Here is a 25329-nt window from a genome sequence, read left to right on the forward strand (position 1 = left end):
CGGGCTTGAAGCGAGCCTGACGCCCGCTTCGGCACCGATGCGGCTAAGGTTGCATACACAGCGCGAACAGTTGCCGCTGATTCGAAATCCCGAGCCGCGCATACGCACGCTTCTGATACGTGACCACGCTCGCTGGCTTCACGCCCATCTGCCCGGCGATCTCGGCGGCGCTCGCGCCTTCGAGCGTGCCACGCAGCACGTCGAGCTCGCGCGGCGTCAGCGCCGGACACACGCGCCGCACGCGCGCGAGCATCGCCGCACCGGCGCCCTGCTGATGCTGCCCGTTCAGCGCGTAATGGCCCTTCGCCGCATGCGCGAACAGCGGCGCGACGCCTTCGATCCGCTCCAGTTCGCCCGGCGCGAATACGCCGTACGCGCGGTCGCGATACAGGTTGATCGACAGCCACACGCCGTCCACCGGCCGCACCAGCAAGGACAGCCGGTCCGACACGTTCGGTTGCGCGTAGCAGGCCGCGCGATACGCTTCGTTTTCGATTTCGTCGCCGCGCTGCTGATGCAGCACCAGTGCATCGCGCGGGGCCGTGTGCACGCCGGGGTTGGTCGAGCCGATGATCGCGCGATTGCCGTCGAGCGCATAGAAATGCGCGGCGTAGCGCTCGGCGACCTCGCGCAGATAATGCCCTCCGCGATGATCGGCCGCCGACAAAGTACGCGGCCGCGCCTCGAACTCATACGCGAAGACCGTGCACTGCGACACCGGCAGCGACAGCGACTCGCCAACCGTCTGCAGAATGCTCGCGGCGAGCGCGTCGGTGTCCGGGTGGGAGATCGCCATGACGAGGTCGGTGGCGCGCGCGGTGCTGATCTGCCCGCTGCGCTGCGGTGATGCAAGGCGCCAGGAACGCATGATGAAAGTCGGTATCGCGCTGCGTGAATTCGGTTGCGGCAAGCGTAGCACAGCGGGTGAGCCGCGCCGCTCTACCCCCGTGACCAACGCTTTATCGACCCGTTATCGCCGCGTGAACGCCCCGCGCTGCAATGCCACCGCCCTCGGCAATTCGATCGTGAAGGTCGTGCCCGCTTCCTCGGTGGACACGACGCTGACCTCACCGCCATGCATGCGCGTGATCTCCTGCACGATATGCAGCCCGAGCCCGAGTCCCTCGCGCGAGCGCGCGCCGTTGCCGTTCGAGACGAACGCCTTGAACAGATGCGGAAACACCTCGGCCGGGATCGTGCCGCGGTTGGATACCTTCAGGCGCACGACATCCTCGGCGTCGCCATCGACCTCGACAACGATATCGCCCTCCGGCGCGCCATGATGCAGCGCATTGCCGACCAGATTCGACACCGCCTGCCACACGAGATCGGTATCCCACGCGCCGGCCGTATTGCCGGCGCAGGTGAAGACAATCTGCCTGCCGCTCTTTTGCGACGCGAATTCGTCGATCACCGAGCGGCATAGCGTCGCGAGTTCGATCGAGCGCGGCTGCAACGGCAGACGTCCGCCCTGCAGGCGCGCGAGGTTCAGCAATTGATCGACCATCCGCGCCATGCGCAGCGAGCTGTTCTTCACGCGCGCCGCGACGGTCGCGGCCTGCTCGTCGGCCGCCGTGCGCATCAGGTATTCCGCCGACGCGAGCACCGCGCCGAGCGGCGTGCGCAGATCGTGACTGAGCACCGCCATCAGCATCTCGTTCGCTTCGAGCATCTGGCGCGTGGTCACCAGTTGCGCGGCAAGCTCGCGCTTCTGCTCTTCCAGTTGCACGAACACGTCGACCTTCGATTGCAGGATGCGCGGATCGAACGGCTTGTACAGAAAGTCGACCGCGCCCGCCTCGTAGCCGCGGAACGTGCGCGACGCGTCCTGCGCGGTCGCGGTCAGAAAGATGATCGGCACATGCGAGGTGCGCGGGCTGCCGCGCATCAGCGCGGCCAGCTCGAAGCCGTTCATGCCGGGCATGTTGACGTCGAGAATCGCCAGCGCGACTTCGTGCTTGAGCAGCAGATCGAGCGCGGCGGTGCCGGAGTCGGCGACCAGCACCGCAACGTCGGGCCGCGCGAGCAAGGCTTCGAGCGCGGTGATGTTGTGGACGATGTCGTCGACGATCAGGATGTTCACAGGTGAGTTCGTCATGGCATCGGATCAGGAAGAAGTCGGCAGCGCGGCAAGGCGCTTCGCCAGGGTTTCGGGATGGTAGATTGCGTCGGCCACGCCACGCGCGATCGCCGCGCGCGGCATCTCCGGTGAAGCGGCGCTGTCCGGCTCCTGCACCCACGCGGTGCCGCCGCACGCGCGCACACGTTCGAGCCCGTGCGCGCCGTCGTCGTTGGCGCCGGACAGCAGGATCGCGAGCAGCCGCTCGCCGTACACCTCGGCGGCCGATTCGAACAGCACGTCGATCGACGGCCGCGAGAAGCGCACCGCCGCATCGGTCGACAGCGCGACCGTACGGTCCACTTCGACCAGCATGTGATAACCCGCCGGCGCGACATGCACGCGGCCCGGCAGGATCAGCTCGCCCGCATCGGGTTCGAGCACCGGCAGCGCGCAGCGATACGCGAGCGCCGGCACCAGATAGCTCGGCGGATCGGGCGGCAGGTGCGTGACGATCATCACGGCCGGCGCGAAGCGCGCGGGCAAGATGGCGAGCAGCACCTTGAGCACCTCGATGCCGCCTGCCGAGCCGCCGATCACGACGAGATCGTAGCTTCGTGGCGCCTGCGTGGGCGCCGCGGTGCTGGCCTCGGCGCGCTGAACGTTCGAGCGTGGCATGGCGACCTCGCTAACGCTTCTGGTAAATGCGTTCGGCCGCGCGAAACTCGTCGAACGCGGGGTAATGCGGCGAAAACCGCAGGCTCTCCTTGCTGCCCAAGCCGAGAAAGCCGCGCCGCACCAGCGCGTTCTCGAACAACCCCAGCGCGCGATCCTGCAAGCCGCGGTCGAAATAGATCAGCACATTGCGGCACGACACCAGATGCGCTTCGAGGAACACTTCGTCGGTGGACAGGCTGTGATCGGCGAACACCACCCGCTCCTTGAGCGAGCCGGCAAAGCGCGCGCCGCCATACGCTGCATGATAGTAGTCCGACAGCGAACGCGTGCCACCCGCCGCCAGATAGTTCTGCGTGAAGCCCTGGATGCGTTCGAGCGCGTAGATGCCCGCCTGGGCGCGCGCGAGCGCGTCGGGATTGATGTCGGTCGCGTAGAACAGCGTGCGCTCTGTGAGCCCCTCCTCGTCGAACAGGATTTTCAGCGACCACAGCTCCTCGCCCGTGCTGCATCCGGCGACCCACACCTTGATCGACGGATAGGTGCGCAAACGCGGCAGCACGTGTTCGCGCAGTGCACGGAAATACGACGGATCGCGAAACATCTCGCTCACCTGCACGGTCAGGTACTGAAACAACCGCGAAAACTCGTTGCCGTCGCGCAGAATCCGGTCCTGCAATTGCGATAGCGTCTGCACCCCGAATTCGTCGAGCGCATGCGTGAGGCGGCGGCGCAGCGACGACATCGCGTAGTGGCGAAAGTCGTGCTGATACTTCAGATAGATCGCCTCGAGCAGCAGCCGCAATTCGATGTCGAAATCGCTGATGCGCTGCGGTGGTTCGAATGCGGACGGGGTCATCGGGTTTCTCTCTTCCGTGCTCACGCGTCGCCCCTCAGCGCTGGCGCAGCCACACGCGGCACAGCGCGACGAGCTTGTCGACGTCGATCGGCTTCGACACGTAGTCGTCGGCGCCCGCTTCGAGACAGCGCGTGCGATCGTTGGCCATCGCCTTCGCGGTCAGCGCGATGATCGGCAGATGCGCGAAACGCGGATTGCGGCGGATCTCGCCCATCGCGGTCAGACCGTCCATCTCCGGCATCATGATGTCCATCAGCACCAGATGCACGTCCGGACCGTTCTCCAGTTCGTCGAGCGCCTCGCGGCCGTTGCGCGCGATCAGCAACTTCGCGCCGAGCGGTTCCAGCACGTGCGAGAGCGCGAAGATGTTGCGCACGTCGTCTTCGGCGAGCAGGATCGTGCGGCCCTCGAAGGCATTGTCGCGTTGCCGCACGGTGCGCAGCATGCGCTGCTGCTCCGGCGCGAGCGACGACTCGACGCTGTGCAGGAACAGCGTGACTTCGTCGAGCAGACGCTCCGGCGATTTCGCGCCCTTGATGATGATCGACTTCGAATAGCGGCGCAGCCGGTGTTCCTCGTCGTCGGACAGCATGCGGCCCGTGTAGACGATCACCGGCAGCGACGCGTGCGCGGTGTTCGCGGCGAGACGTTCGAGCAGATCGTAGCCGGTGCCGTCGGGCAGCGCGAGGTCGGTGACGACGCAATCGAACGACAGCGCCGAGAGTTGCCCGAACGCTTCGGCGAGTGTGGCGACCGCGACGATTTCGGTGTTCTCGCTTTGCAGCAGCGCGCGGATGCTTTCGCGCATCGGCGCGTCGTCCTCGATCACGAGCACGCGCTTCAGGCGCTGCTGCAAGCGCGCTTCGAGGCGACGAATCGCGGCTTCCATCGTCGAGCGCGCGGTCGGCTTCAGCGTGTAGCCGATCGCGCCGAGGTGCAGCGCCTTGTCGGCGTGATCGGTGGCCGACACGATGTGGATCGGAATGTGGCGCGTCAGCGGATCGCTCTTCAGCCATTCGAGCACCGTGAGACCCGAGCGGTCCGGCAGACCGACATCGAGCAGCACCGCGGCCGGCCGCATGTCGCGCACCAGCGTGAGGCCGCTTGCGGCGTCGCTCGCATGCACGAAGTCGAAGTCGAGTTCGTGCACGAGGTCGCGCAGAATCGCGGCGAACGGCGGATCGTCTTCGACCGCGACGATCAGACGGCCCGCGCGGGTGCGGTTGTCGCGGTCGTCGGCAATCGGCGCGGCGGGGGGCTCGAAAGCGCCGGGCAGCAACGCCTCGCGCGCCGCGGCGGCCGACGCCCGGCTGGCCAATCCATTCGCCGGCGAGATCACCGCATGAGACGCGGCGGCGAGCGGCGTGTGCAGCAATGGCGCTTCGCCGCCCGCCTGCGCATTCGTGCCGACGCCGCTCATCGTCTCGCTCTGCGCAGCGGCGAGCGCTTCGCGCGCATCGCGCGGCAGCCACAGCGTGAACACGCTGCCCTTGCCGACTTCGCTCGCGACTGTGATACGCCCGCCCAGCATCCGCGAAAACTCGCGCGAAATCGACAGTCCGAGGCCGCTGCCACCATATTGACGGCTCGTCGAGCCATCGGCCTGCTGGAACGCCTCGAAGATCATGTCGAGCTTGTCGGCCGCAATGCCGATGCCCGAATCGCGCACGTCGAAGCGCAGCACGTCGTCTTCGACCGGCGCAACCGCGAGCGTCACCTCGCCGTGGTCGGTGAACTTCAGCGCGTTCGACAGCAGGTTGCGCAGGATCTGCGTGAGCCGCTGGCCGTCGGTGACGAACGTATCCGGCGTGCCGGGCAGGCGGTCGAACGCGAGACGCAAGTGCTTGGTCGCGGCGATCGGCCGGAACATTTCTTCGAGCGACTGCAGCGTCGCCTCGATCGACACCGTTTCGGGCTCGACCGTCAGTTGCCCCGCCTCGACCTTCGACAGGTCGAGAATGTCGTTGATCAGCACCAGCAGGTCGCTATTGGACGCGTGGATCGTCTCCGCGTAGCGCACCTGCTCCTCGGTCAGATTGCCGCCGCGATTCTGCTGCAGCAGCTTCGCGAGAATCAGCGAGCTGTTCAGCGGTGTGCGCAGTTCGTGCGACATGTTGGCGAGGAACTCGGACTTGTAGCGGCTCGACTGTTCGAGGCGCTCCGCGTTGGCCGCGAGATCGGTCTGCGCGCGCAGCAGATCCGACTTCTGCCGCTCCAGCCGCTGCGCGTATTCCTCCAGTTGTACGTTGGTCTGTTCGAGCTCGGCCTGCTGCGCCTCGAGGCGCCGTTGCGACTCCAGCAGCGCGCGGCCACGTTCTTCGAGCCCTTCGTTGGAGACGCGCAGTTCCTCCTGCTGGACCTGCAACTCCTCGTTCAACTGCTGCGTCTCGGCGAGCGCGTCCTGAAGGCGTTCGCGATACAGCGCCGCCTCGAGAAAATCGCCCATGCTGTGACGGATCAACTCCATGAACTCTTCGTCGCGTGGCGTCACCTCGCGCAGAAAGCCCATTTCGACGACGCCATTGACCTGGCCGTCGTTGTCGATCGGCAGGATCAGCAGATTGCGCGGCACGCCGTTGCCGGTCGCCGACGCGACCCGCACGTAATCGGGTGGCACCTCGCGCAACACCAGCGTGCGGCGCGAGCGCGCGGCCTGGCCGACCAGCGTCTCGCCCTCCTCGAAGTTGAGGGCGGCGCTCTGCTCGCTGTCGCGGCTAAAGCCATAGGTCGCGATGCGGCGCAGCGTGCCCTGCTGCCTGTCGCGCACATAGATCGCGGCGACGACCGCATCGAGATATTGGGCGAGAAAGTCGAGCATCGCGCGGCCGACGAGCGCCGCGCTGGCCTGACCGACGACCTTGTCCGCCAGCAGGCGCTGGCCCGAGCGCAACCAGACCTGCTGTTCGAGCTGGGCAGTCTGTTCGGCCTGGCGGCGCAGCACGCTGTCGTAGGTCTCGGACAGATCCAGCAGTTCGCGACGGCCCCGCCAGGCGAGCAGACCGCTGACGACGAGGCTGAACAGCAGAAACACGCCGACCAGCGTCGCCGTCACACGGCGCGTCGCTTCGATGCGCTCTTGCCGCAAGCTCAACTCGACGTCGAGAAATTCGCCGAACTCGCGCCGCGTTTCGTCGAATTCGAGCTTGCCGCGCCCCGCTGCGATCGCGGTTTCAAAGTCCTGGTTGCGGCGGCGCGCGTCGATGATCTCTTCGGCGAAGCGGCTCCAACGCTCCTGCAACCCCTTGATCTGTTTGAGGCGTTCGACTTGCGGCGGGTTGTCGGCGACCTGCTTCTGCAAAGCGTCGAGCTGTGCGGTGAATTTCGGGCCGCCGTTTTCGTACGGCACGAGGAAGCTCTCGTCGCCGGTGATCAGAAAGCCGCGCATCGACGATTCGCGATCCACCGCGAGCCGCAGCATTTCGTTGGCATCGCCGATTACACGTTCGGAGTGTTCGGCCCAGCTCATCGTCGACACGAGGTACGCGATCAGGCCGACGAACAGCACCATCGTGACGAGGCCGACGCCCAGGGGCAGCGCAAGGTTGCGACGAAGAATGCGGCGGAAACGGAGTTGATCGACGGCCTGCGATGCGGTCATTTTTTCTGTATGTGGCATGGCGAATCGGGTCGATGCGGAATATTTTTCAGGTCTGCCCACGGCGTTTATTTACCGCGATGCGACCGCCGTCATCATACAAGGACGACGCGCATCTTGTAACGGGCGCGCTGGCGTCGAGGCATGCTGGACAGGGCGTGGCGGGCCCGGCGCGAAGCACAAAAGAACCTGGCCGGCTTGCACCGGCCAGGTTCATGCATCGACGCGTCGCGCCGGGTTCAGCTGCGTTCAACCGCGCTCAGGCCGGCACCGACTCCGCCTGCGCCGCGCGCGACCACACGCGATGCTGTCCGGCGGTCTCGATGAACGCCTTCAGCACCTCGGCGGACTGCGAGTCTTCTCCTATGGCGACGCCGTCGGCTTGCGCGGGCAGTTGCGCGGCCGCGAGCACGTCGCGTCCCGCGCCCAGCGCCGCGATCGCCTTCAGATGCTTGAACGCCTCCAGCACGAAGTGCCGCGCATCGCCCGATTGCGCGAGCGTCTTCGCCCCCGCCGCGCCGCCGACGACGATCACCGCGTCGAACATGATCGACGGCAGCCCGGCGATCGTCGCGTCCGGCGCGATGCCGTCGATCGCGGCGAGTGTGGGCGCGATCAGCATCGGCGTCGCGCCTTCGCCCTTGAGCGCCTGCTGCAGCTGTTTGATCGCGGCGCCATCGGAGCCGGGCGCGGCGAGCAGCGCGATCTTGCGGGTCTTGATGCCGGGCTTCACACGATTGAGCAGGCTCAGCGCGGGCGACGTCTTTGCCCCGACCAGCTTCGCCGTGCCCTTCTTCGGCGCCGGCAGGCCGAGCCCAACGGCCACCTTCGCGGCGAGGTCCGCGTCGAAGTTCGCGAGAATCTCGTTGACCTGGCGCGCGCGAATCTCGGGCTTCGTCACCTTGCCGAGCTCGAACTGATACGCCGCCGCGATATGGTCTTTCTCCGGCTCCGACATGCTGTTGTAGAACAGTGCGGCCTGCGAGAAATGATCGGCGAACGACTCGCTGCGCACGCGAATCTTCGTGCTTTCGACGCGTTCCTGATAGCTTTCGAAGCCGCCCTCCTCGGCGGCCGGAGCGGTTTCCTTCGGCCAGCCGTCGTTCAACGAATTCGGCTCGTACGACGCTTGCCCGACATGTATCGCTTGCCGATGCATCGCATCGCGCTGATTGTTGACGAACGGACTGATCGGCCGGTTGATCGGAATCTCGTGAAAGTTCGGACCGCCCAGACGGCTGATCTGCGTATCCGTGTACGAGAACAGACGCCCCTGCAACAGCGGATCGTTGCTGAAGTCGATGCCCGGCACGATATGCCCCGGGTGGAACGCAACCTGTTCGGTTTCGGCGAAGAAGTTGTCCGGATTGCGATTGAGCGTCATCTTGCCGATCAGCTTCACCGGCACCAATTCTTCCGGAATCAGCTTGGTCGGATCGAGCAGATCGAAATCGAACTTGTGCTCATCGGCTTCCTCGACGATCTGCACGCCCAGTTCGTACTCCGGATAATCGCCGCGCTCGATCGCTTCCCACAGATCGCGGCGGTGGAAATCCGGGTCCTTGCCCGCGAGCTTCTGAGCTTCGTCCCACAGCAACGAATACGAGCCGAGCACGGGACGCCAGTGGAACTTCACGAAACGCGCTTTGCCCTTTGCGTTGACGAAGCGGAAGGTGTGGATGCCGAAGCCTTCCATGGTCCGCAGACTGCGCGGAATCGCGCGGTCCGACATCGTCCACAGCACCATGTGGGCCGACTCGGGCACGAGCGAGACGAAGTCCCAGAAGGTGTCGTGCGCTGAACCGCCGGTCGGCATTTCGTTCGGCGCTTCGGGCTTCACCGCGTGCACGAAGTCGGGAAACTTGATCGCATCCTGAATGAAGAACACCGGCATGTTGTTGCCGACCAGATCGAAATTGCCTTCCTGCGTGTAGAACTTCACCGCGAAGCCGCGCACGTCGCGCACCGTGTCGGCCGAGCCGCGCGGACCTTGCACGGTCGAGAAGCGCACGTAGACCGGCGTTTCGGCGGCCGGGTCCTGCAAGAACGCGGCCTTGGTGTACTCGCGCATCGATTCGTACGCCTTGAAGACACCATGCGCGGCCGAGCCACGCGCATGCACGATGCGCTCGGGGATGCGTTCGTGGTCGAAATGCGTGATCTTCTCGCGCATGATGAAATCTTCGAGCAGCGACGGGCCGCGCGGCCCCGCACGCAAGCTGTTCTGATTGTCGGCGATCTTGACGCCCTGATTGGTTCTCAGCGCCTCGCCTTGCGGCCTCACGCGATTGCGTTCGAGATCGTTCGATTTCGCGTCGTTCGACTTTGCTCGCCCGTTTGCCTGCGGCGTGCTCTTCGGGGTATTCGCTTTACCTGCCATGGGAATCGACTCCTTGTGTTCGGGCGCGCCGCGACGGAGGCGTCGCGGCGCGCGAACACAGAGTCAGCAAGGGCTATACCCGTGACGTCGCGGGGTTGTAAAGGCGCCGCGGCGTTGCGTCAGAACCGATAGTTGATCGATACGTCCGCGACACCCGTGGCGCGGCTGCGCGTGATCGGACTGTTGCCCGCGCTGCCGACGAGTTGCTCGAACGCGCCATCGGCGGTCGCGAACCAGTGCTTGCTGAACAGCCAGATCGCGCTGACACCGAAGCCCACCGACTTGAAGCCCGCGCTCGCGTGATACTGCGGATACTGCGAGTGCGCGGCCTGCTCCTGATTGACGCCGAACCAGCTGTTCATGTAGTTGGAGTCGGCCATCACCACGTTCGGGCCGGCGAACCAGAAGAACTTCTGCGAGCTGCCCGGCATCGGCATATAGGCGCCGAGATCGCCGATCCAGCCATTCGATCCGCCGAAATAGCGGCGGATATCGGCGCGCAACACGAGCGGAAAATTCTTCGACACGACGTACTCGCCCGCGAGCTTCAGGCCCGGCGCAAAGTTGATGTTGCCGAGGCCGTTGAGCTCCTGGGGATCGTCCTGTCCGCGTCGCCCGAGGTCATAGACCGCGGCGAGACTCATGCGCCAGTTCTCGCCCTGCGCGAAATTCACGCCGAAGCCTTCGCCGCTCGACAGAAAGAACAGATCCTTGTAACGCACGTCGATGCTCGGGCCGGCCACCACGTGATAGCGGTCGGAGCCCTCGAAGCGTGGCTGGAACGAGGTGGCCACGCCAAGGCGCAGTTGCCAGTCGGGAATGTTCTGCTGGAACATCTTCTGTAGTGGAATGCCGGCCGAGTATTGCCATTCGCCCAGCGGCGACGGCGTCTGCGCGAAGGCCCCACCCGGCACGCAGGCCATGGCGCCCAAGGTCGCGGCGACCAACGAGCTCGCCGCGATGCCGGTTCGTTTATGGCGAGACGTGGCGCCCCGCTTCTTTCTACGGCTGTTCAACACCACAAGCCTCCGATCCCGCTCGTCGCGAAGAAAATAGGTTCTCGCCCCGGTGTCCAGTGCGGACCCAAAAGCCAGGACGACCGCCGCACCGCTACTTACGGCGTGTAATTTTTCCAGTCATTGATGCGGGCTGCGCAATGCGTACGACGTCCAGCGAGCCCGCGTGATCCACGCGGTAGTGATGGCTATTGCGCGCCGTCCGCGCGCGCCACGGCGACGCGAACAATGGCCAACGGCTCATCGATTCGCAAGATATGCGCCTAGTCTGTGGAGGATTGATGACGCCCGCGCCGCAAGGCTTCACGAGCGGGCGCGTCAGACGACGAAACGGCGCGGTCCGCGCCGCTGTCCGGAGGATTATTGACCGGCTTCGACGAGCACCGGCTTCTCGCGATACAGGCTGGGGAACAGGCGCTTCAGATTGGCGATTTTCGGCATGTCGTTGAACACGATATAGGCCGAATCGGGATGCAAGGTCAGATAGTTCTGGTGATAGGACTCGGCCGGATAGAAGCCTTTGTACGGCTCCGTCTTCGTGACGATCGGCGCGGGGAACACGCGCGACTTGTCGAGCTGCGCGATGTAGCTTTGCGCGACGCGGCGCTGTGCGTCGTTCAGCGGAAAGATCGCGGAGCGGTACTGCGTGCCGCTGTCGGGCCCCTGACGATTCAGCTCGGTCGGGTCCTGAACCACCGAGAAATACACCTGCAGCAACTGGCCGTAGGTGACCTTGCCCGGATCGAACGTGACCTGCACCGATTCGGCGTGCCCGGTCTCGCCGCCGCTGACGGTCTCGTACTGCGCGGTCTCGCGCGCGCCGCCGGAGTAGCCGGACACCGCCCGCGTGACGCCGCGCACATGCTGGAACACACCCTGGACGCCCCAGAAGCAGCCGCCCGCCAACACCGCGGTTTCCTCGTGCGCGGTGCTGGCGGGGAGCGGTTCGTCGAGCGCGGGCGGCGCGATCACGACGGCGCCCTCGGCCGATAACGCAACGCGCGGCCCGAGCAGCAACGCGAGCGCCCCAGCGGCGACCAGCCACGACAACGCGGCCGCGCGTGGGCGTTTCGCGGTGCCGTCGAACGATGTAAGGGATTGCGGACTGTCGCAAGTCATGATGGTCGCTCCGGAAAAGTGCCGACGCGCACCGGCCGCGGCGCTTTTGCCGGCTGGCGCCACGTGCGGGTGTGTCGTGGCTTGGTCGCGCGGACACGGCGGTTATGACAGCATGCGCGCATTCACGGCCGGCCGCAGGCCGCGCGGCTCAAAGCGGAAACTGCGTCGTCGAGAGGATTTCCTTCAGCACCATGAACGAGCGGATCTGGCGCACACCCGGCAGGTAGAGCAACTGCTCGGCATGCAGACGGTTGAAGCTGTCGCTATCACGCGTGCGAATCACCATGAAATAGTCGAACTCGCCGGTCACCACGTGGCACTCCATGCAGCCGGCCACTTTCTGCGCGGCCTTTTCGAACTCGGCGAACGACTCGGGCGTCGAGCGATCGAGCACCACGCCGATGATCACCAGCATGCCCGCGCCGGCCGCCTTCGGATCGAGCAGCGCGACCACGCCGCGAATCAGCCCCGCTTCCTTGAGCCGTTCGACGCGCCGCAAACACGCGGGCGCGCTCAGTTTCACTTTCGCAGCGAGCGCGACGTTCGAAATCGAAGCATCGGTTTGCAACTGCCGCAGGATCGCGCGATCGATGCGGTCGAGCACGTGATGGGGCCCGGCCGACGACGTGGAGAGGGTCGCGGTCCTGTCAGACTGTTTCGATGCGGCACGAACTTTTGTTGCGCTCATTGGCGTCTGAACCAAGTTTTGTTAGGAGTGAAGCGAGTTCAATTTTCTAAAAATACGTCCAGGCCATTTTTTTCGCAAGCTCATTTCTAGCGGTTTTTCCTAACATGAACTGATGCAATTCACTCACCACGGAGCCGCGATGAACCTGCAACGATTCCCCCGCTACCCGCTCACCTTCGGACCGACACCGATCCAGCCGCTCAAACGCCTGAGCCAGCATCTCGGCGGCAAGGTCGAGCTGTATGCGAAGCGCGAGGACTGCAATAGCGGCCTCGCCTTCGGCGGCAACAAGACCCGCAAGCTCGAATATCTGATTCCCGACGCGCTCGCGCAGGGCTGCGACACGCTCGTGTCGATCGGCGGCATCCAGTCGAACCAGACGCGCCAGGTCGCGGCGGTGGCCGCGCATCTCGGGCTGAAATGCGTGCTCGTGCAGGAGAACTGGGTCAACTACTCGGATGCGGTGTACGACCGTGTCGGCAACATCCAGATGTCGCGCATGATGGGCGCCGACGTACGGCTGGTGCCCGATGGCTTCGACATCGGCTTTCGCAAGAGCTGGGAAGACGCGCTCGACAGCGTGCGCGCGGCCGGCGGCAAGCCGTACGCGATTCCCGCCGGCTGTTCGGATCATCCGCTGGGCGGCCTCGGGTTCGTCGGCTTCGCCGAAGAGGTGCGCCAGCAGGAGGCCGAACTGGGCTTCAGGTTCGACTACGTCGTCGTATGTTCGGTGACGGGCAGCACGCAGGCGGGCATGGTCGTCGGATTTGCCGCCGACGGCCGCGCCGATCGCGTGATCGGCATCGACGCATCGGCCAAACCCGCGCAAACGCGCGAGCAGATCACGCGCATCGCGAAGCGCACCGCCGAAAGCGTCGAGTTGGGCCGCGACATCACCGCGAAGGACGTCGTGCTCGACGAGCGTTACGGCGGCCCGGAATACGGTCTGCCGAACGACGGCACGCTAGAAGCGATCCGCCTGTGCGCGCGGCTCGAAGGCATGCTGACCGATCCGGTGTACGAGGGCAAATCGATGCACGGCATGATCGACAAGGTGCGCAACGGCGAGTTTCCGGCCGGCTCGCGCGTGCTGTACGCGCATCTGGGCGGCGTGCCGGCATTGAACGCGTATAGCTTTATCTTCCGCGATGGTTGATTTGATGTGGTTCAGGCGACGGGCGTCGCGTGGGGTCTAGCCGTCGGGCGTCGGCGGTTCGGCGTGCGGCCTTGCGTCAACTTTCGAGCCTTTTCTTCAGATGCTTGCGCAGAAACTCGACGAATGCGCGGATCGTGACCGAGCTTTGCCGATGCTGCGGATAGACCGCGTAGACGCCCGTCGCGGCCGGTAGGAACGCTTCGAGCACCGGCACGAGCTGCCCGCTCGCCAGCGCATCGGCGACGATGAAATCGGGGAGCCTGACGATCCCGAGTCCCGCGACGGCCGCATCGCGGATCAGATCGCCGTTATTGGCTCGCAACGGCCCGCGCACCTCGACACTCTTCACCGCACCGTCGATGCTGAACTCCCAGCTCACCACCCCGCCGTGGCCGTACAGCAGACAGTCGTGCTTCGCCAGGTCGGCCGGCGCCGCGGGCGTGCCGCGCCGCCGCAGATAGCCGGGGCTGCAACAGGCGAGCATCTTCACATCGATCAGCTTCTGCGCGATCAGCGACGAATCCGCCAGCGTGCCGATGCGGATCGCCATGTCGAAGCCCTCGCCGACCACGTCGACGGCGCGGTCGCTCAACTCCATGTCGAAGCGCACGTCGCGATGCTCGCGCAGGAACGACGCGACGAGCGGCGACAGATGCATCATGCCGAACGACATCGGCGCGCTCACGCGCAGCAGCCCGCGCGGCCCGGCGCGGCGCAGCGACATGGCCTGCTCGGCATCCTCGACCTCGCCGAGAATCCGCCTCGCGCGCTCGTAGAACTCCTGGCCCAGATCGGTCACCGCCAGCTTGCGCGTGTTGCGGATCAGCAATTGCACGCCGAGCGCTTCCTCGAGCGCCATCACGCGGCGGCTCACGAACTGCTTCGACAATGACAGCCGGTTCGCCGCGGCGGTGAAATTGTGGGCGTCGACGGTCGCGACGAAGATCCGCATGTCATCGAGCTGCATCGTATTGTCCACCCTATAGCGACAGTGTTTCCAGTTTTGTCGTGATTATAACCATCTGGATTGACCTACACTGTCGTTCATGGATCGCAGCCAAACATCTGGCCCGGATCGCACAACAAGACTCAAGGAGAAACAGCATGCTCGAAATCAGACACGCCAATCAACGTGGCCGCGCGGAACACGGCTGGCTCAGCTCGCGTCACACGTTTTCGTTCGCGCATTACTACGATCAGAAGCAGAACGGCTTCTCCGACCTGCTCGTGATCAACGACGACCGTGTCGCGCCGGCGCAAGGCTTCGGCAAGCATCCGCATCGCGACATGGAGATCTTTTCGTACGTGCTCGAAGGCGCGCTCGAACACAAGGACACGATGGGCACGGGCTCGGTGATCGTGCCCGGCGACATCCAGTTGATGAGCGCGGGCACGGGTGTCGCGCACAGCGAATTCAACCATTCGAAGAGCGAGCCGGTGCATTTCCTGCAGATCTGGATCGCGCCGGCCCAGCAGGGCACGCAGCCGCGCTATCAGCAACAGCACTTCGGCGCGGCCGACAAGCGCGGCGTGCTGCGACTCGTGCTGTCACCGGACGGTGCAAATGGTTCGCTGCAGTTGCAACAGGATGCGCGCGTGTATGCCGGACTTTTCGACGGTGATGAAACGGCGCGGCTCGAACTTGCGAGCGACCGGTATGCATATGTTCATGTGGCGCGCGGCAGCGTCACGGTGAATGGCGTCGAGCTTGGCGAGGGTGACGGCGTGCGCGTGCGTGGCGAAGAAGCGCTGACGTTCACGCAAGGCCATGATGCGGAGGTGCTCGTGTTCGATCTGCGGAACATCGAAACTTCGGCGTTGTGGGCATAAGCGCTTCACTTGCGCCGCTCTCGACCTAATCTGAACGGCGGCTCGCTGGACGAACATTTCCAGCGAGCCTCATCTGTCTATCCTTACGGGAACAATCATGCGCTACACACTGTTTGAAAACCAGAAAGACACCGTCCTTCTCGTCGCTCGCATCCTGCTGATGGTGCTCTTCGTGCTGTTCGGCTGGTCGAAACTGACCGGCTTTTCTGGCACCGTCGCTTATATGACCTCGACCGGCGCGCCCATGCCGGAGTTGTCTGCCGTTATCGCGGTGGTGATGGAACTCGTCGTAGGCGTCGCACTGCTGGTGGGATTTTTCACGCGACCGCTGGCGCTGCTGCTTGCGGTGTATACGCTCGGCACCGCGATCATTGGTCACCACTACTGGAACATGACGGGCGCGATGCAGTACGACAACATGATTCATTTCTACAAGAACATCGGAATCATCGGCGGCTTGCTGTTGTTGTGCGTGAGCGGCCCTGGCAAGTACTCGTTCGACCGACGCTGATGGCGATTGCCGTGCCCTAACGAAACAAGGCCCGCGTGCGTGCGGGCCTTGTTTCGTGCGCAAACTGAAACGGCGACCCGCGGGCCGCCGTTTGCGTCTTTCATCAACCGGATCAAACCGCTGCTTCGGCTTCCGCTTCGCTCAGCTCCACGACTTCTTCGCTGTTGCGGATCAGGTGATCGAACGCGGACAGCGATGCCTTCGCGCCCTCGCCCACCGCGATCACGATCTGCTTGAACGGCACCGTCGTCACGTCGCCGGCGGCGAACACGCCCGGCACCGACGTCGCGCCGCGTGCGTCGACGACGATCTCGCCATGCTTCGACAACTCGACCGTGCCCTTCAGCCATTCGGTGTTCGGCACCAGACCGATCTGCACGAACACACCTTCGAGCTCGATCTTCTTCACTTCGCCCGAAGCGAGATCCTTGTAGACGAGACCGTCGACTTTCTTGCCGTCGCCGGTGATTTCCGTGGTTTGCGCCTGGGTGACCACCGTCACGTTCGGCAGGCTGCGCAGCTTGCGTTGCAGCACTTCGTCGGCACGCAGCGATGCGCCGAATTCGAGCAGCGTCACTTGGCGCACGAGACCCGCCAGGTCGATCGCCGCTTCGACGCCCGAGTTGCCGCCGCCGATCACCGCGACGCGCTTGCCCTTGAACAGCGGGCCATCGCAGTGCGGGCAGTACGCGACGCCATGATTGCGATACTCGCGCTCGCCCGGCACGTTGATTTCGCGCCAACGCGCGCCGGTTGCGAGGATGATCGTCTTCGCCTTCAGCACCGCGCCGTTCGCCAGACGCACTTCGTTGATGCGCCCCGGAATCAACGCTTCGGCGCGCTGCACGTCCATGATGTCGACCTCATACGCCTTCACGTGCTGTTCGAGCGCGGTCGCGAACTTCGGTCCCTCGGTTTCCGTCACGGAGACGAAGTTTTCGATGGCCAGCGTATCGAGCACCTGGCCGCCGAAACGCTCGGCCACGACGCCGGTCGCAATACCCTTGCGCGCCGAGTAGATCGCCGCCGCCGCGCCCGCCGGGCCGCCGCCGACGATCAGCGTGTCGAATACCGGCTTGTTCTCCAGTTCCTTCGCGGCGCGCTCGCCTGCGTTGGTGTCGAGTTTGGCGAGGATTTCCTTCACGCCGCTGCGGCCCTGGCCGAACACGTCGCCGTTCAGGAACATCGTCGGTACCGCCATGATCTGGCGCGCTTCGACTTCGTTCTGGAACAGCGCGCCGTCGATCGCTACATGACGGATACGCGGATTGATCAACGCCATCACGTTCAGCGCCTGCACGACTTCCGGGCAGTTCTGGCACGACAGCGAGAAGTACGTTTCGAATTGATAGTCGCCGTCGAGACTGCGGATCTGCTCGATCACCGCATCGTCGAGTTTGACCGGATGGCCGCCGACCTGCAGCAGTGCGAGGACGAGCGACGTGAATTCATGCCCCATCGGAATGCCGGCGAAACGGATGCCGCTATCCTTGCCCGCTTCGCCAATCGAAAACGAAGGCTTACGCTCGCCGTCGCCGCGACGCTCGATGACCGTGACGCGCTCAGACAACGATGCGATATCGTTCAAGAGGGCCAGCAGCTCCTGGGACTTGGCGCTGTCGTCGACCGATGCGACCAGCTCAATAGGCCTGCTAACTTTTTCGAGGTACGACTTCAATTGAGTCTTGAGATTGGCGTCAAGCATGGCTTTGCGTTTTCCGTGGCGTGGGGTGTTGGTGCCCCGGCACCGCACGCATCCGGATAGGACGCGTACAGCCCGGGAACGCGCGAAGCGCCGTGTCAGACGGTTCGCGCGGTGCTGCGCCGGGAAGGACCCGGCAAATGCAGACTACGAATGCAGCGGGCGCTGCATGGACCTTAGATCTTGCCGATCAGGTCGAGCGACGGGGTCAGCGTTTCTGCGCCCGGCGTCCACTTCGCAGGGCACACTTCACCCGGATGCTTCGCGATGTATTGCGCAGCCTGAACCTTGCGCAGCAGTTCGCCAGCGTCACGGCCGATGCCGTTGTCGTGGACTTCGCACAGCTTGATTTCGCCTTCCGGGTTGATCACGAACGTGCCGCGCAGCGCGAGGCCTTCTTCTTCGATCAGCACGTCGAAGTTGCGCGAGATAGCGAGCGTCGGGTCAGCCAGCATCGGGTACTTGATCTTCTGGATCGTGTCCGACGTGTCGTGCCAGGCCTTGTGCGTGAAGTGCGTATCGGTCGACACGCTGTAGATTTCCACACCGATCTTCTTGAACTCTTCGTAACGATCGGCCAGGTCACCCAGTTCGGTCGGGCAGACGAACGTGAAGTCGGCCGGGTAGAACACGAAAACCGACCACTTGCCCTTCAGGCTTTCTTCAGTGACGGTCGTGAAATCGCCGTTGTGGTAAGCCTGTGCCTTGAACGGTTTGACTTGACTGTTGATGATCGGCATTTGCTGATTCCCTCTCTGGGTGGTTGGAAAGTGGAGTCAGTATGTCAGACTGTACTTAATAGGTAAAGCGGATTGTGTTAATGACTTTAATAGTCTGACACTATTTAATTTGTGGGTTCAAACTATCGGGACGATTTGTAGGGCGTTTCAGCCCTTCAGAAGCCGCCACAGCGTGGTCCGGCCGATGCCGAGCGCGCGGCTCGCGGCGGCGCGATTGCCGCCGGATTGTTCGAGGGCGCGCAGCGCGTCCTTGCGGGTGGGGGTGGCGCGGGGCGCCGTGCTGCCAGCGGGGGGGCCCGAAGCAGCCGCTGTGATCCGCTCGATCCCGGCGGCCGGCCCGATCCGCGTGAACTCGGGAAACACCGCCTGCCAGTCTGGCAAGGCTTCGGTGGCCAGGTTCCCGGATATTTCGCGGGTTGCGTCGCCGACATAAATCGCCGCGCGTGCCAACAGATTTTCCAGCTCGCGGACGTTGCCGGGCCACGCATAATTCGCAAAAAGCGGCTCGAGAAACGCGAGCACCCGTTCCAGCGCAGCCGCCGACAAACCGTACTGCAGCGCGCTGCGGCCCAGCAGATGCCGCGCCAGCGGCGCGATGTCGGCGCGGCGTTCGCGCAGCGGCGGCAATTTTATCTGAAGCAGATTCAATCGGAAATACAGGTCCGCGCGAAACGCGCCCTGCTCGACGAGCGCATGCAGGTCACGGTGCGTCGCGGCGATCACGCGCACGTCGACCGGCGTCGCGCGGCCCGCGCCGAGCTTCATCACCTCGCGCTCCTGCAGCACGCGCAAGAGCCGGCTTTGCAGCGCGGCCGGCATTTCGCCGATTTCATCGAGAAAGATCGTGCCCGTGTGCGCGATTTCGAACAGCCCCGGCTTGCCGCCGCGCCGCGCGCCGGTGAACGCCCCTTCCTCGTGCCCGAACAGCTCGCTTTCGATCAGCCCCTCGGGCAGCGCCGCGCAGTTGAACGCGACGAACGGATTGCCGCGCCGCCGGCTCGCGTTGTGGATGCCCTGCGCCACCAATTCCTTGCCGGTGCCGCTTTCGCCGGTCAGCAGCACGGTCGCGTCGTGCGCGGCGCCGGCGCGCGCCAGCCGGCGCACGCGCTCGAGCGCCACCGAAGCGCCGATCAGATCGTCGAGCCGATGCCGCGCGACCAGATGCCTCGGCCGCTGGCTGGTCCGCAGCGAACGGTCGATCCGCTGTGCGACGAGCGCATCCTGGGCGGTCACGACGAAACCGGCGCGCGCGCCCTGCTCGGCGATCGGCACGCAGTTGACGATCAGCGCGCGGCCGCCGATCTGCTCGATGCGTTCGTCGACCGGCTGCTCGGCGGCGCGGGTCTCGCGCAACAGCGGCGCGAGCGCGCGCGCGACGCGCGTGGGGGTGTCCTCGTCGTCCTTGGCGAGTGTCTGCGCGGCGCCCAAACCGAGCAGTTCGAGCATCGCCGGGTTGACGGCTTCGAGCTGGCCGGCTTCGTCGAACGCGGCGACGCCGTCGCGCAGGTGCGCGACGATCGTGTTCAGGCGCACCCGCTTGGACTCCTTCTGGCGGCTCACGCGCGCGAGTTCGACCGAACGCTCGAACGCCTCCTCGACCGCGGCGAGCGAGTACAGGAACACGCTTTCCATGCCGGCTTGCTGCGCCAGATCGCAGGCCATGCCGGCGCCGACGACGACGCGGCAGCCCTGCGCGGCGAGCTGTTCGACCGCGAGCCGCACCTCGTCGATCGAGCGGTAGGCGCGCTGGCGCAGATCGACGTTCAGGAGCGGGCTCAGGTCGGCCAGCTCCTGCGCGATCGCTTCGTGCAGCACGAGCCCGATGCGCGCCTCTGGCCACGTGGCGGTGGCGCGCGTGATCGCGCTCAACACGTCGAAGCCGTTCACCTTGACCATCACGACCGGCACGCTGAGGTTCTCTTGCAGATACGCGCCGTTGGAACCCGCGGACAGCACGACGTCGACCGAACCCGCGTCCACGTAGGCTTGCAGCGCGGTGACGGCCGCGCCGTAGCCCTCCCGCACCGTGAAGAATCTGGCGCGGCCGGCGTAGCGCGGCGCCACCGCCTCGCAAAGCGATTGCAGTCGGCTGATACTGACGAGTGCGACACCGGGCCGGCCGGCATCGACGGCGGGACTCGGGTTCGCGACGAATGGGGTGAACGTGGACACTGCGGCCCTCCTTGGATTGAAACGTTCCGCGAAACGTTTCATGAAACGTTCCAGCGATTGTGCCACGAACTGCCGAACCACACCCAGATCGCGCAAACCCTTGTTCCAGCGGGCCTATCCGCGAAACGCCAAGTCAATGGCACGCTTCCTGCAGAATGTCGCCCACGTTCCACTACCGATTTCCCTTCAGGAGACCCGCATCATGACCACCACTTCCGCCACCCGCCGCGCCGCGTTCCGCGCCAAGGTCAACCAGCGTCAGGGGCTGCTCGTGCCCGGCGCGTTCAACGCAATGAGCGCGCGCGTGATCGAGGATGCCGGCTTCGAGGCGGTCTACATCACCGGCGCGGGCGTCACCAATATGTCGCTCGGTCTGCCCGACCTCGGCTTTATCGGCTTGGCCGAGGTCGCCGAGCACACCGCCCGCATCCGCGACGCGGTCGCGCTGCCGCTGATCGTCGATGCCGACACCGGCTTCGGCAATGCGCTGAACGTGCGCCAGACCGTGCGCGTGCTCGAGCGCAGCGGCGCCGACGTGATCCAGTTCGAAGACCAGGTGATGCCGAAGAAATGCGGCCACTTCTCGGGCAAGGAAGTCGTCGCGACGAGCGAGATGGTCGGCAAGATTCGCGCGGCCGTCGACGCGCGCGAAGACGCGAACCTGCAGATCATGGCGCGCACCGACGCGGCGGCGGTCCACGGCATCGAGGATGCGATCGAGCGCGGTCATCGCTTCATCGAAGCGGGCGCCGACATCCTGTTCATCGAGGCAACCGAATCGCTCGCCGACATCGAGCGTCTGCCGGGCCTGTTCGACGTGCCGCAACTGATCAATATCGTGATCGGCGGCAAGACGCCGGTGCAGTCGCGCGAGGCGCTCGGCAAGCTCGGCTACGGCATCGTCCTGTACGCGAACGCGGCGCTGCAAGGCGCGGTGCTCGGCATGCAGCGCGCGCTCGGCACGCTGCAAAGCAACGGCCGCCTCGACGAAGACGCGACCATCGTCGCGCCGTTCAGCGAGCGTCAGCGGCTCGTCAACAAGCCGCTGTATGACCGTCTGGACAAGGAGTACGCGGCGAAGGGCTGAGGCACGCCCGGGCGCCGCGGCGGTGCGACGCGCTGCGCGCCTCGACGATAGGGGACCCTTTATTGCGTTAGGATTCAGGGCTGGCAATCAGGCAAGCTGATGTTCGCGCCAGCCCGCCGCGACCGTTCGCGGCTCCGGCCCGCTCTTGCGGACGCCGGCAGAGATACAAAAACGCAATCGAAAGGCAGTCGCAAGCACCATGAAGTCAAACTCTTCGCGCGCTCCGCGCCGGCTCGTCAATGATCTTTGCGCGCGCGGGCGCGCGGCATGGGAGATCGCGCGATGAGCCCCGCAGGCACCCGCACCGCGCACGTCGGCTGGCTGCCGTACATCGTCGCGGCCACCTTCTTCATGGAGTACCTCGACACCACGGTGATCGCCACCGCGCTGCCGCAGATGGCGCGTTCGTTCGGCGTCGGTCCGAACAGCCTGAGCCTCGGCATGACCGCGTACATGCTGGCGCTCGCGATCTTCATCCCGGCGAGCGGCTGGGTCGCCGACCGCTGCGGCGCACGCACCGTGTTCGTTAGCGCGATCGGCGTGTTCACGGTGGCGTCGGTGCTGTGCGGGCTGTCGCAGAACGTCCCCGAGTTCACGGCCGCGCGGCTGCTGCAAGGCATCGGCGGCGCGATGATGGTGCCCGTCGGCCGGCTGATCGTGGTCCGCAGCACCGAAAAAGCCCGCATGATGCAGGCGATCTCGACGATCACCTGGCCCGCCATCGCGGCGCCGGTGGTCGGGCCGCCGATCGGCGGCTTCATCACGACCTACGCGTCGTGGCGCTGGATCTTCCTGCTGAACGTGCCGTTCGGTCTCGCGGCGATCGCGGTGGCGCTCGCCATCGTGCCGAATCTGCGCGGCACCGATCGCAAGCCGCTCGACGTCGTCGGCCTTCTGCTCAGCGGCGTCGCGCTGACCGCGATCCTCTACGGCGCGGAGCTCGCGAGCCAACCGGCCACCAACCCGTGGCTCGCGATCGCGATCGTGGCGGCGGGTCTGCTGGTCGGCGTGATCGCGTTCCTGCACGCGAAGCATCATCCTTACCCGCTCGTCGACGTGTCGACGCTGAAGGTGCCGACCTTCTCGGTAACGGTCATTACCGGGTCGTTCACGCGCATTGGCATCGGCGCGGTGCCCTACCTGATGCCGCTGCTGTTCCAGGTCGGCTTCGGTCTGTCGGCGTTCCGCTCGGGTCTGCTGCTGCTCGCGAGCGCGGTCGGCAACCTCGGCATGAAGGCGCTGACCACGCGTATCCTGCAGCGCTATGGCTTCCGGATGGTGTCGATCGTCGACGTGGCGGTGGCCGGCATTTTCATCATCGCGTGCGGGCTGCTGACGCCGAACGTGCCGCTCGTGTTCGTGCTGATCGTCGTGTTCGTGTACGGCGTCGCGCGCTCGATGCAGTTCTCGACGCTCGCGACGCTCGCCTACGCCGATATCCCGCAGCCGCAGATGAGCGCGGCGAGCACGCTATGGAGCGCGGCCGCGCAGATGACGATCGGTCTGGGCATCGCGTTCGGCGCGGTGTCGCTGCGCGTCGCGGCGCTGTTCAACGGCGAGACGACCGGCCACGTGTTCACGCTCGACGATTTCCGCCTCGCGTTCCTGTTCGCCGGGGTGCTGACGCTGCTGTCGGTGCTCGGGTATCTGGGGCTTGCCCGCAATGCCGGGCAAAGTATCGGCGGGGGTTCGCGCGGCGGTGAGTCGACGGCGAAGAGCTAGCGCACGCGCTAACCGCGCTACCGCTACTCGATGATCAAAAGGAGACATGCCGTGCAAGCAGGCGAACTGACGATGTCCAGCCGCAACGACGATCTCGACCTCGACATGGTCTACCTGTTCCTGTCGCGGGAAACGCCGTGGGCGCGAGACATGCCGCGCGCGACCTTCGAGCGTGCCGTCGCCGGGTCGCTCTGCTTCGGCGGCTTTGTCGACGGTAAGCAGATCGCGTTCGCGCGCCTCGTCACCGACGAGGCGACCTTCGCCTACCTGTGCGACGTGTTCGTGCTGCCCGCGTATCGCGGCCGCGGCTACGCGTCGACGTTGATGAAACATATCTTTGCGAGCCCTTCGCTCGCCACGCTGCGCAGGATCGTGCTGGTCACGACCGACGCGCATCACGTGTATGCGCCGCATGGGTTCACGTCGCTCGAGAACCCCGAGCGGTATATGGAGTTGCATCGGCCGGATGTTTATAAAGTGGCCGGATGAACCCTGCGTGGGCACGCGTCCAGCTCGCGTGCCTCAGCCTCAGCCGTACGCCCGCTCGCGCATCCACTTCGTCATGATCCATTTGTCGCCGGCCAGCACCGGTGCGCCGCCGTGCAGAGTCAACGGATCGAGCTGACGCTCGCCGTTCATGTAGCGGAAATACACGGCGCCGCCCGCGCGCGCCGCGACCGACAGGCCCACCGCCGGAAACACCGTCTCGCCGCCGTCGGCGACGTCGTTCAGATAAATGATCAGCGTCGCGACGCGCTGTCCGCCCTGGGCGGTGTGCACCGAGCTGCCCGGCTGATCGGGCGTGAAGTAGTCGAAATGCGGGCTGTACTCGCCATTCGTGTCGTAATGCAACACCTGCAGGCCTTCGCCGTTTTCGATCGGCCAGTTCGTCAGGCTGGCGATGCGCCGTTCGATCCGCGCGATCAACGCGTCCTCGCCGCGCCGATACCAGACGCCTTGGCTGGTGCGGTTGCGGATCACGTCCTCAGTGCCGGTCAGCGGATTGACCGTGGTCGAGCGCTTCAGCCGATGCCGCGACCGTGCGATCAGCTCGTCGCATTCCGCGGCCGACAGCACATCGGCGAACACGACCAGTTGCGGGCGCTCGCAGCGCAGCAGCACGCGCACGTCGCGATCGTCGGCGCGCATCAGGTTGCCGCGCGCGACCGTCGTGGCGTCGTATCGATAAGGCTGCGTGGTAGGGTCGTCGGCAACGCTGGCCGCCGCTGGGCGGTCGGCCGAGCGCTGGTCTAACGCGTGGCGGACGGCGGCGCGGGCGTCGGCGGCGGCAAAGCCGGCCGCTACCATCGCGTCGATCATCGAGCCCGGCGTGCAGCCGCGTTCGACATTGCTGCTCAGCCATTCTTGCCAGGCGGCATCGACGACTTGCATGGTTTGCCCTTTGCTGCGGCCCGGCAAGCGGCGCGGGCTCGCTGCTGCTTCGATGATAGCCAGCGCAAGACACGCGCCCGCGCACGCGCCTATTCGCGCTTCAACTGCCCGCGATAATGCAGCAGCCCGCGGCGCGCCTGCTGCCTGATGAGCCGCTGCACGAACGGCGACCAGCCGAGCAGCGTACCGCGCACGCCCATCGCCTGGCGCATCCACAGCCACAGATCGAAGCTGTCGCGATGCTCGACGATCAAGCCGTCACGGAACACGAAGCGGGCCTCGATGCGGTTCACGACGTCGCGCCCCGTCTGAACGAAACGGTAGCGCGCCACCCACTGCGCGCGGCCGGTGTGGTCGTCCGCCTCGATGTCGCTGAAGCTCAGCGTGAAGTCCTGCGCATGCTTGACGAGCATGCGCCACATGTCGCGCACTTCGTCGCCCACCAGTTCGCCGAAGGCGGGGTCGCTGAAGACGACGTCGTCGGCATAACAGGCGACCATGGTCTCGGCGTCGCGCTGCTGGAAGGCGGTGTAGAAACGTTCGATCAACTCGGTGTTCGGATGGCTCATTGATATCGTGTGGTCTATTGCGGGAGCGCTTCATGCGCGTGCAAAGCCGCGCCGCGC

Annotated in this window: 21 protein-coding genes; 6 read left to right on the forward strand and 15 right to left on the reverse strand. The window is 65.3% G+C overall.

Features of this window, described 5'->3' with window-relative positions:
- Nucleotides 1-43 precede the first annotated feature (43 nt).
- From CI15_RS32315 to CI15_RS32355, 9 genes are all read right to left on the reverse strand, one after another.
- On the reverse strand, nt 44-868 hold the full coding sequence (locus tag CI15_RS32315; protein ID WP_062136956.1) for a helix-turn-helix transcriptional regulator: 825 nt from the start codon (nt 866-868) through the stop codon (nt 44-46).
- Between the two features lie 102 nt (nt 869-970).
- The gene (locus CI15_RS32320) at nt 971-2098 is read right to left on the reverse strand and encodes a hybrid sensor histidine kinase/response regulator (protein WP_062136958.1); all 1128 of its coding nucleotides are present in this window, start codon (nt 2096-2098) and stop codon (nt 971-973) included.
- Between the two features lie 9 nt (nt 2099-2107).
- Nucleotides 2108-2737 carry a chemotaxis protein CheB gene (locus tag CI15_RS32325; protein ID WP_062136961.1) on the reverse strand — a complete coding sequence of 210 codons (630 nt, stop codon included), beginning with the start codon at nt 2735-2737 and terminating at the stop codon, nt 2108-2110.
- Between the two features lie 10 nt (nt 2738-2747).
- Nucleotides 2748-3593: a CheR family methyltransferase gene (locus CI15_RS32330; RefSeq protein ID WP_062136964.1), complete on the reverse strand. Its 846-nt coding sequence runs from the start codon at nt 3591-3593 to the stop codon at nt 2748-2750.
- Between the two features lie 34 nt (nt 3594-3627).
- Nucleotides 3628-7191 carry a response regulator gene (locus CI15_RS32335; RefSeq protein WP_062136967.1) on the reverse strand — a complete coding sequence of 1188 codons (3564 nt, stop codon included), beginning with the start codon at nt 7189-7191 and terminating at the stop codon, nt 3628-3630.
- Nucleotides 7192-7447: 256 nt separating this feature from the next.
- Nucleotides 7448-9574 (reverse strand): catalase HPII, encoded by a 2127-nt coding sequence (katE, locus tag CI15_RS32340; protein ID WP_277621334.1) that lies wholly within the window; start codon nt 9572-9574, stop codon nt 7448-7450.
- A gap of 113 nt (nt 9575-9687) precedes the next feature.
- Entirely contained in the window at nt 9688-10587 is a 900-nt protein-coding gene (locus tag CI15_RS32345; protein WP_062138356.1) for a MipA/OmpV family protein, read from the reverse strand.
- Between the two features lie 357 nt (nt 10588-10944).
- Nucleotides 10945-11703 (reverse strand): peptide-methionine (S)-S-oxide reductase MsrA, encoded by a 759-nt coding sequence (msrA, locus tag CI15_RS32350; RefSeq protein ID WP_062136974.1) that lies wholly within the window; start codon nt 11701-11703, stop codon nt 10945-10947.
- A gap of 148 nt (nt 11704-11851) precedes the next feature.
- On the reverse strand, nt 11852-12391 hold the full coding sequence (locus tag CI15_RS32355) for an Lrp/AsnC family transcriptional regulator (RefSeq protein ID WP_062136977.1): 540 nt from the start codon (nt 12389-12391) through the stop codon (nt 11852-11854).
- 139 nt (nt 12392-12530) lie between these two features.
- Here CI15_RS32355 and CI15_RS32360 point away from each other — a divergent pair, with 139 nt between their 5' ends.
- Entirely contained in the window at nt 12531-13547 is a 1017-nt protein-coding gene (locus CI15_RS32360; protein WP_062136980.1) for a 1-aminocyclopropane-1-carboxylate deaminase, read from the forward strand.
- Nucleotides 13548-13623: 76 nt separating this feature from the next.
- On the opposite strand, the gene CI15_RS32365 is transcribed toward CI15_RS32360, so the two are convergent.
- Nucleotides 13624-14514 (reverse strand): LysR family transcriptional regulator, encoded by an 891-nt coding sequence (locus CI15_RS32365; RefSeq protein WP_062138358.1) that lies wholly within the window; start codon nt 14512-14514, stop codon nt 13624-13626.
- Nucleotides 14515-14651: 137 nt separating this feature from the next.
- On the opposite strand from CI15_RS32365, the gene CI15_RS32370 reads away from it, so the two are divergent.
- Both CI15_RS32370 and CI15_RS32375 read left to right on the forward strand, forming a co-directional pair.
- Complete coding sequence (locus CI15_RS32370; protein WP_062136983.1) at nt 14652-15377, forward strand: pirin family protein; 726 nt, start codon at nt 14652-14654, stop codon at nt 15375-15377.
- A gap of 97 nt (nt 15378-15474) precedes the next feature.
- Nucleotides 15475-15888 (forward strand): DoxX family protein, encoded by a 414-nt coding sequence (locus CI15_RS32375; RefSeq protein ID WP_062136985.1) that lies wholly within the window; start codon nt 15475-15477, stop codon nt 15886-15888.
- Nucleotides 15889-16000: 112 nt separating this feature from the next.
- Here CI15_RS32375 and ahpF read toward each other — a convergent pair whose 3' ends face one another.
- From ahpF to prpR, 3 genes are all read right to left on the reverse strand, one after another.
- Complete coding sequence (ahpF, locus tag CI15_RS32380; RefSeq protein WP_062136987.1) at nt 16001-17593, reverse strand: alkyl hydroperoxide reductase subunit F; 1593 nt, start codon at nt 17591-17593, stop codon at nt 16001-16003.
- A 173-nt stretch (nt 17594-17766) separates the two neighbouring features.
- On the reverse strand, nt 17767-18330 hold the full coding sequence (ahpC, locus tag CI15_RS32385; RefSeq protein WP_062136990.1) for an alkyl hydroperoxide reductase subunit C: 564 nt from the start codon (nt 18328-18330) through the stop codon (nt 17767-17769).
- Nucleotides 18331-18477: 147 nt separating this feature from the next.
- On the reverse strand, nt 18478-20502 hold the full coding sequence (prpR, locus tag CI15_RS32390; RefSeq protein ID WP_062138360.1) for a propionate catabolism operon regulatory protein PrpR: 2025 nt from the start codon (nt 20500-20502) through the stop codon (nt 18478-18480).
- Nucleotides 20503-20704: 202 nt separating this feature from the next.
- Here prpR and CI15_RS32395 point away from each other — a divergent pair, with 202 nt between their 5' ends.
- The 3 genes from CI15_RS32395 (at nt 20705) to CI15_RS32405 (ending at nt 23800) form a co-directional block, all read left to right on the forward strand.
- On the forward strand, nt 20705-21589 hold the full coding sequence (locus tag CI15_RS32395) for an isocitrate lyase/PEP mutase family protein (protein ID WP_062136993.1): 885 nt from the start codon (nt 20705-20707) through the stop codon (nt 21587-21589).
- Between the two features lie 282 nt (nt 21590-21871).
- Entirely contained in the window at nt 21872-23311 is a 1440-nt protein-coding gene (locus CI15_RS32400; protein WP_062138362.1) for an MFS transporter, read from the forward strand.
- A gap of 51 nt (nt 23312-23362) precedes the next feature.
- Nucleotides 23363-23800 carry a GNAT family N-acetyltransferase gene (locus CI15_RS32405; RefSeq protein ID WP_062136996.1) on the forward strand — a complete coding sequence of 146 codons (438 nt, stop codon included), beginning with the start codon at nt 23363-23365 and terminating at the stop codon, nt 23798-23800.
- Between the two features lie 39 nt (nt 23801-23839).
- Here the strand turns inward: CI15_RS32405 and CI15_RS32410 are convergent, their stop codons facing one another.
- On the reverse strand, nt 23840-24703 hold the full coding sequence (locus CI15_RS32410) for a 2OG-Fe(II) oxygenase (RefSeq protein WP_062138364.1): 864 nt from the start codon (nt 24701-24703) through the stop codon (nt 23840-23842).
- An 89-nt stretch (nt 24704-24792) separates the two neighbouring features.
- Nucleotides 24793-25272, reverse strand: a complete 480-nt coding sequence (locus tag CI15_RS32415; RefSeq protein ID WP_062136999.1) for a nuclear transport factor 2 family protein — start codon at nt 25270-25272, stop codon at nt 24793-24795.
- Nucleotides 25273-25329 lie beyond the last annotated feature (57 nt).

This window comes from Paraburkholderia monticola (assembly GCF_001580545.1).
Classification (GTDB): domain Bacteria; phylum Pseudomonadota; class Gammaproteobacteria; order Burkholderiales; family Burkholderiaceae; genus Paraburkholderia; species Paraburkholderia monticola.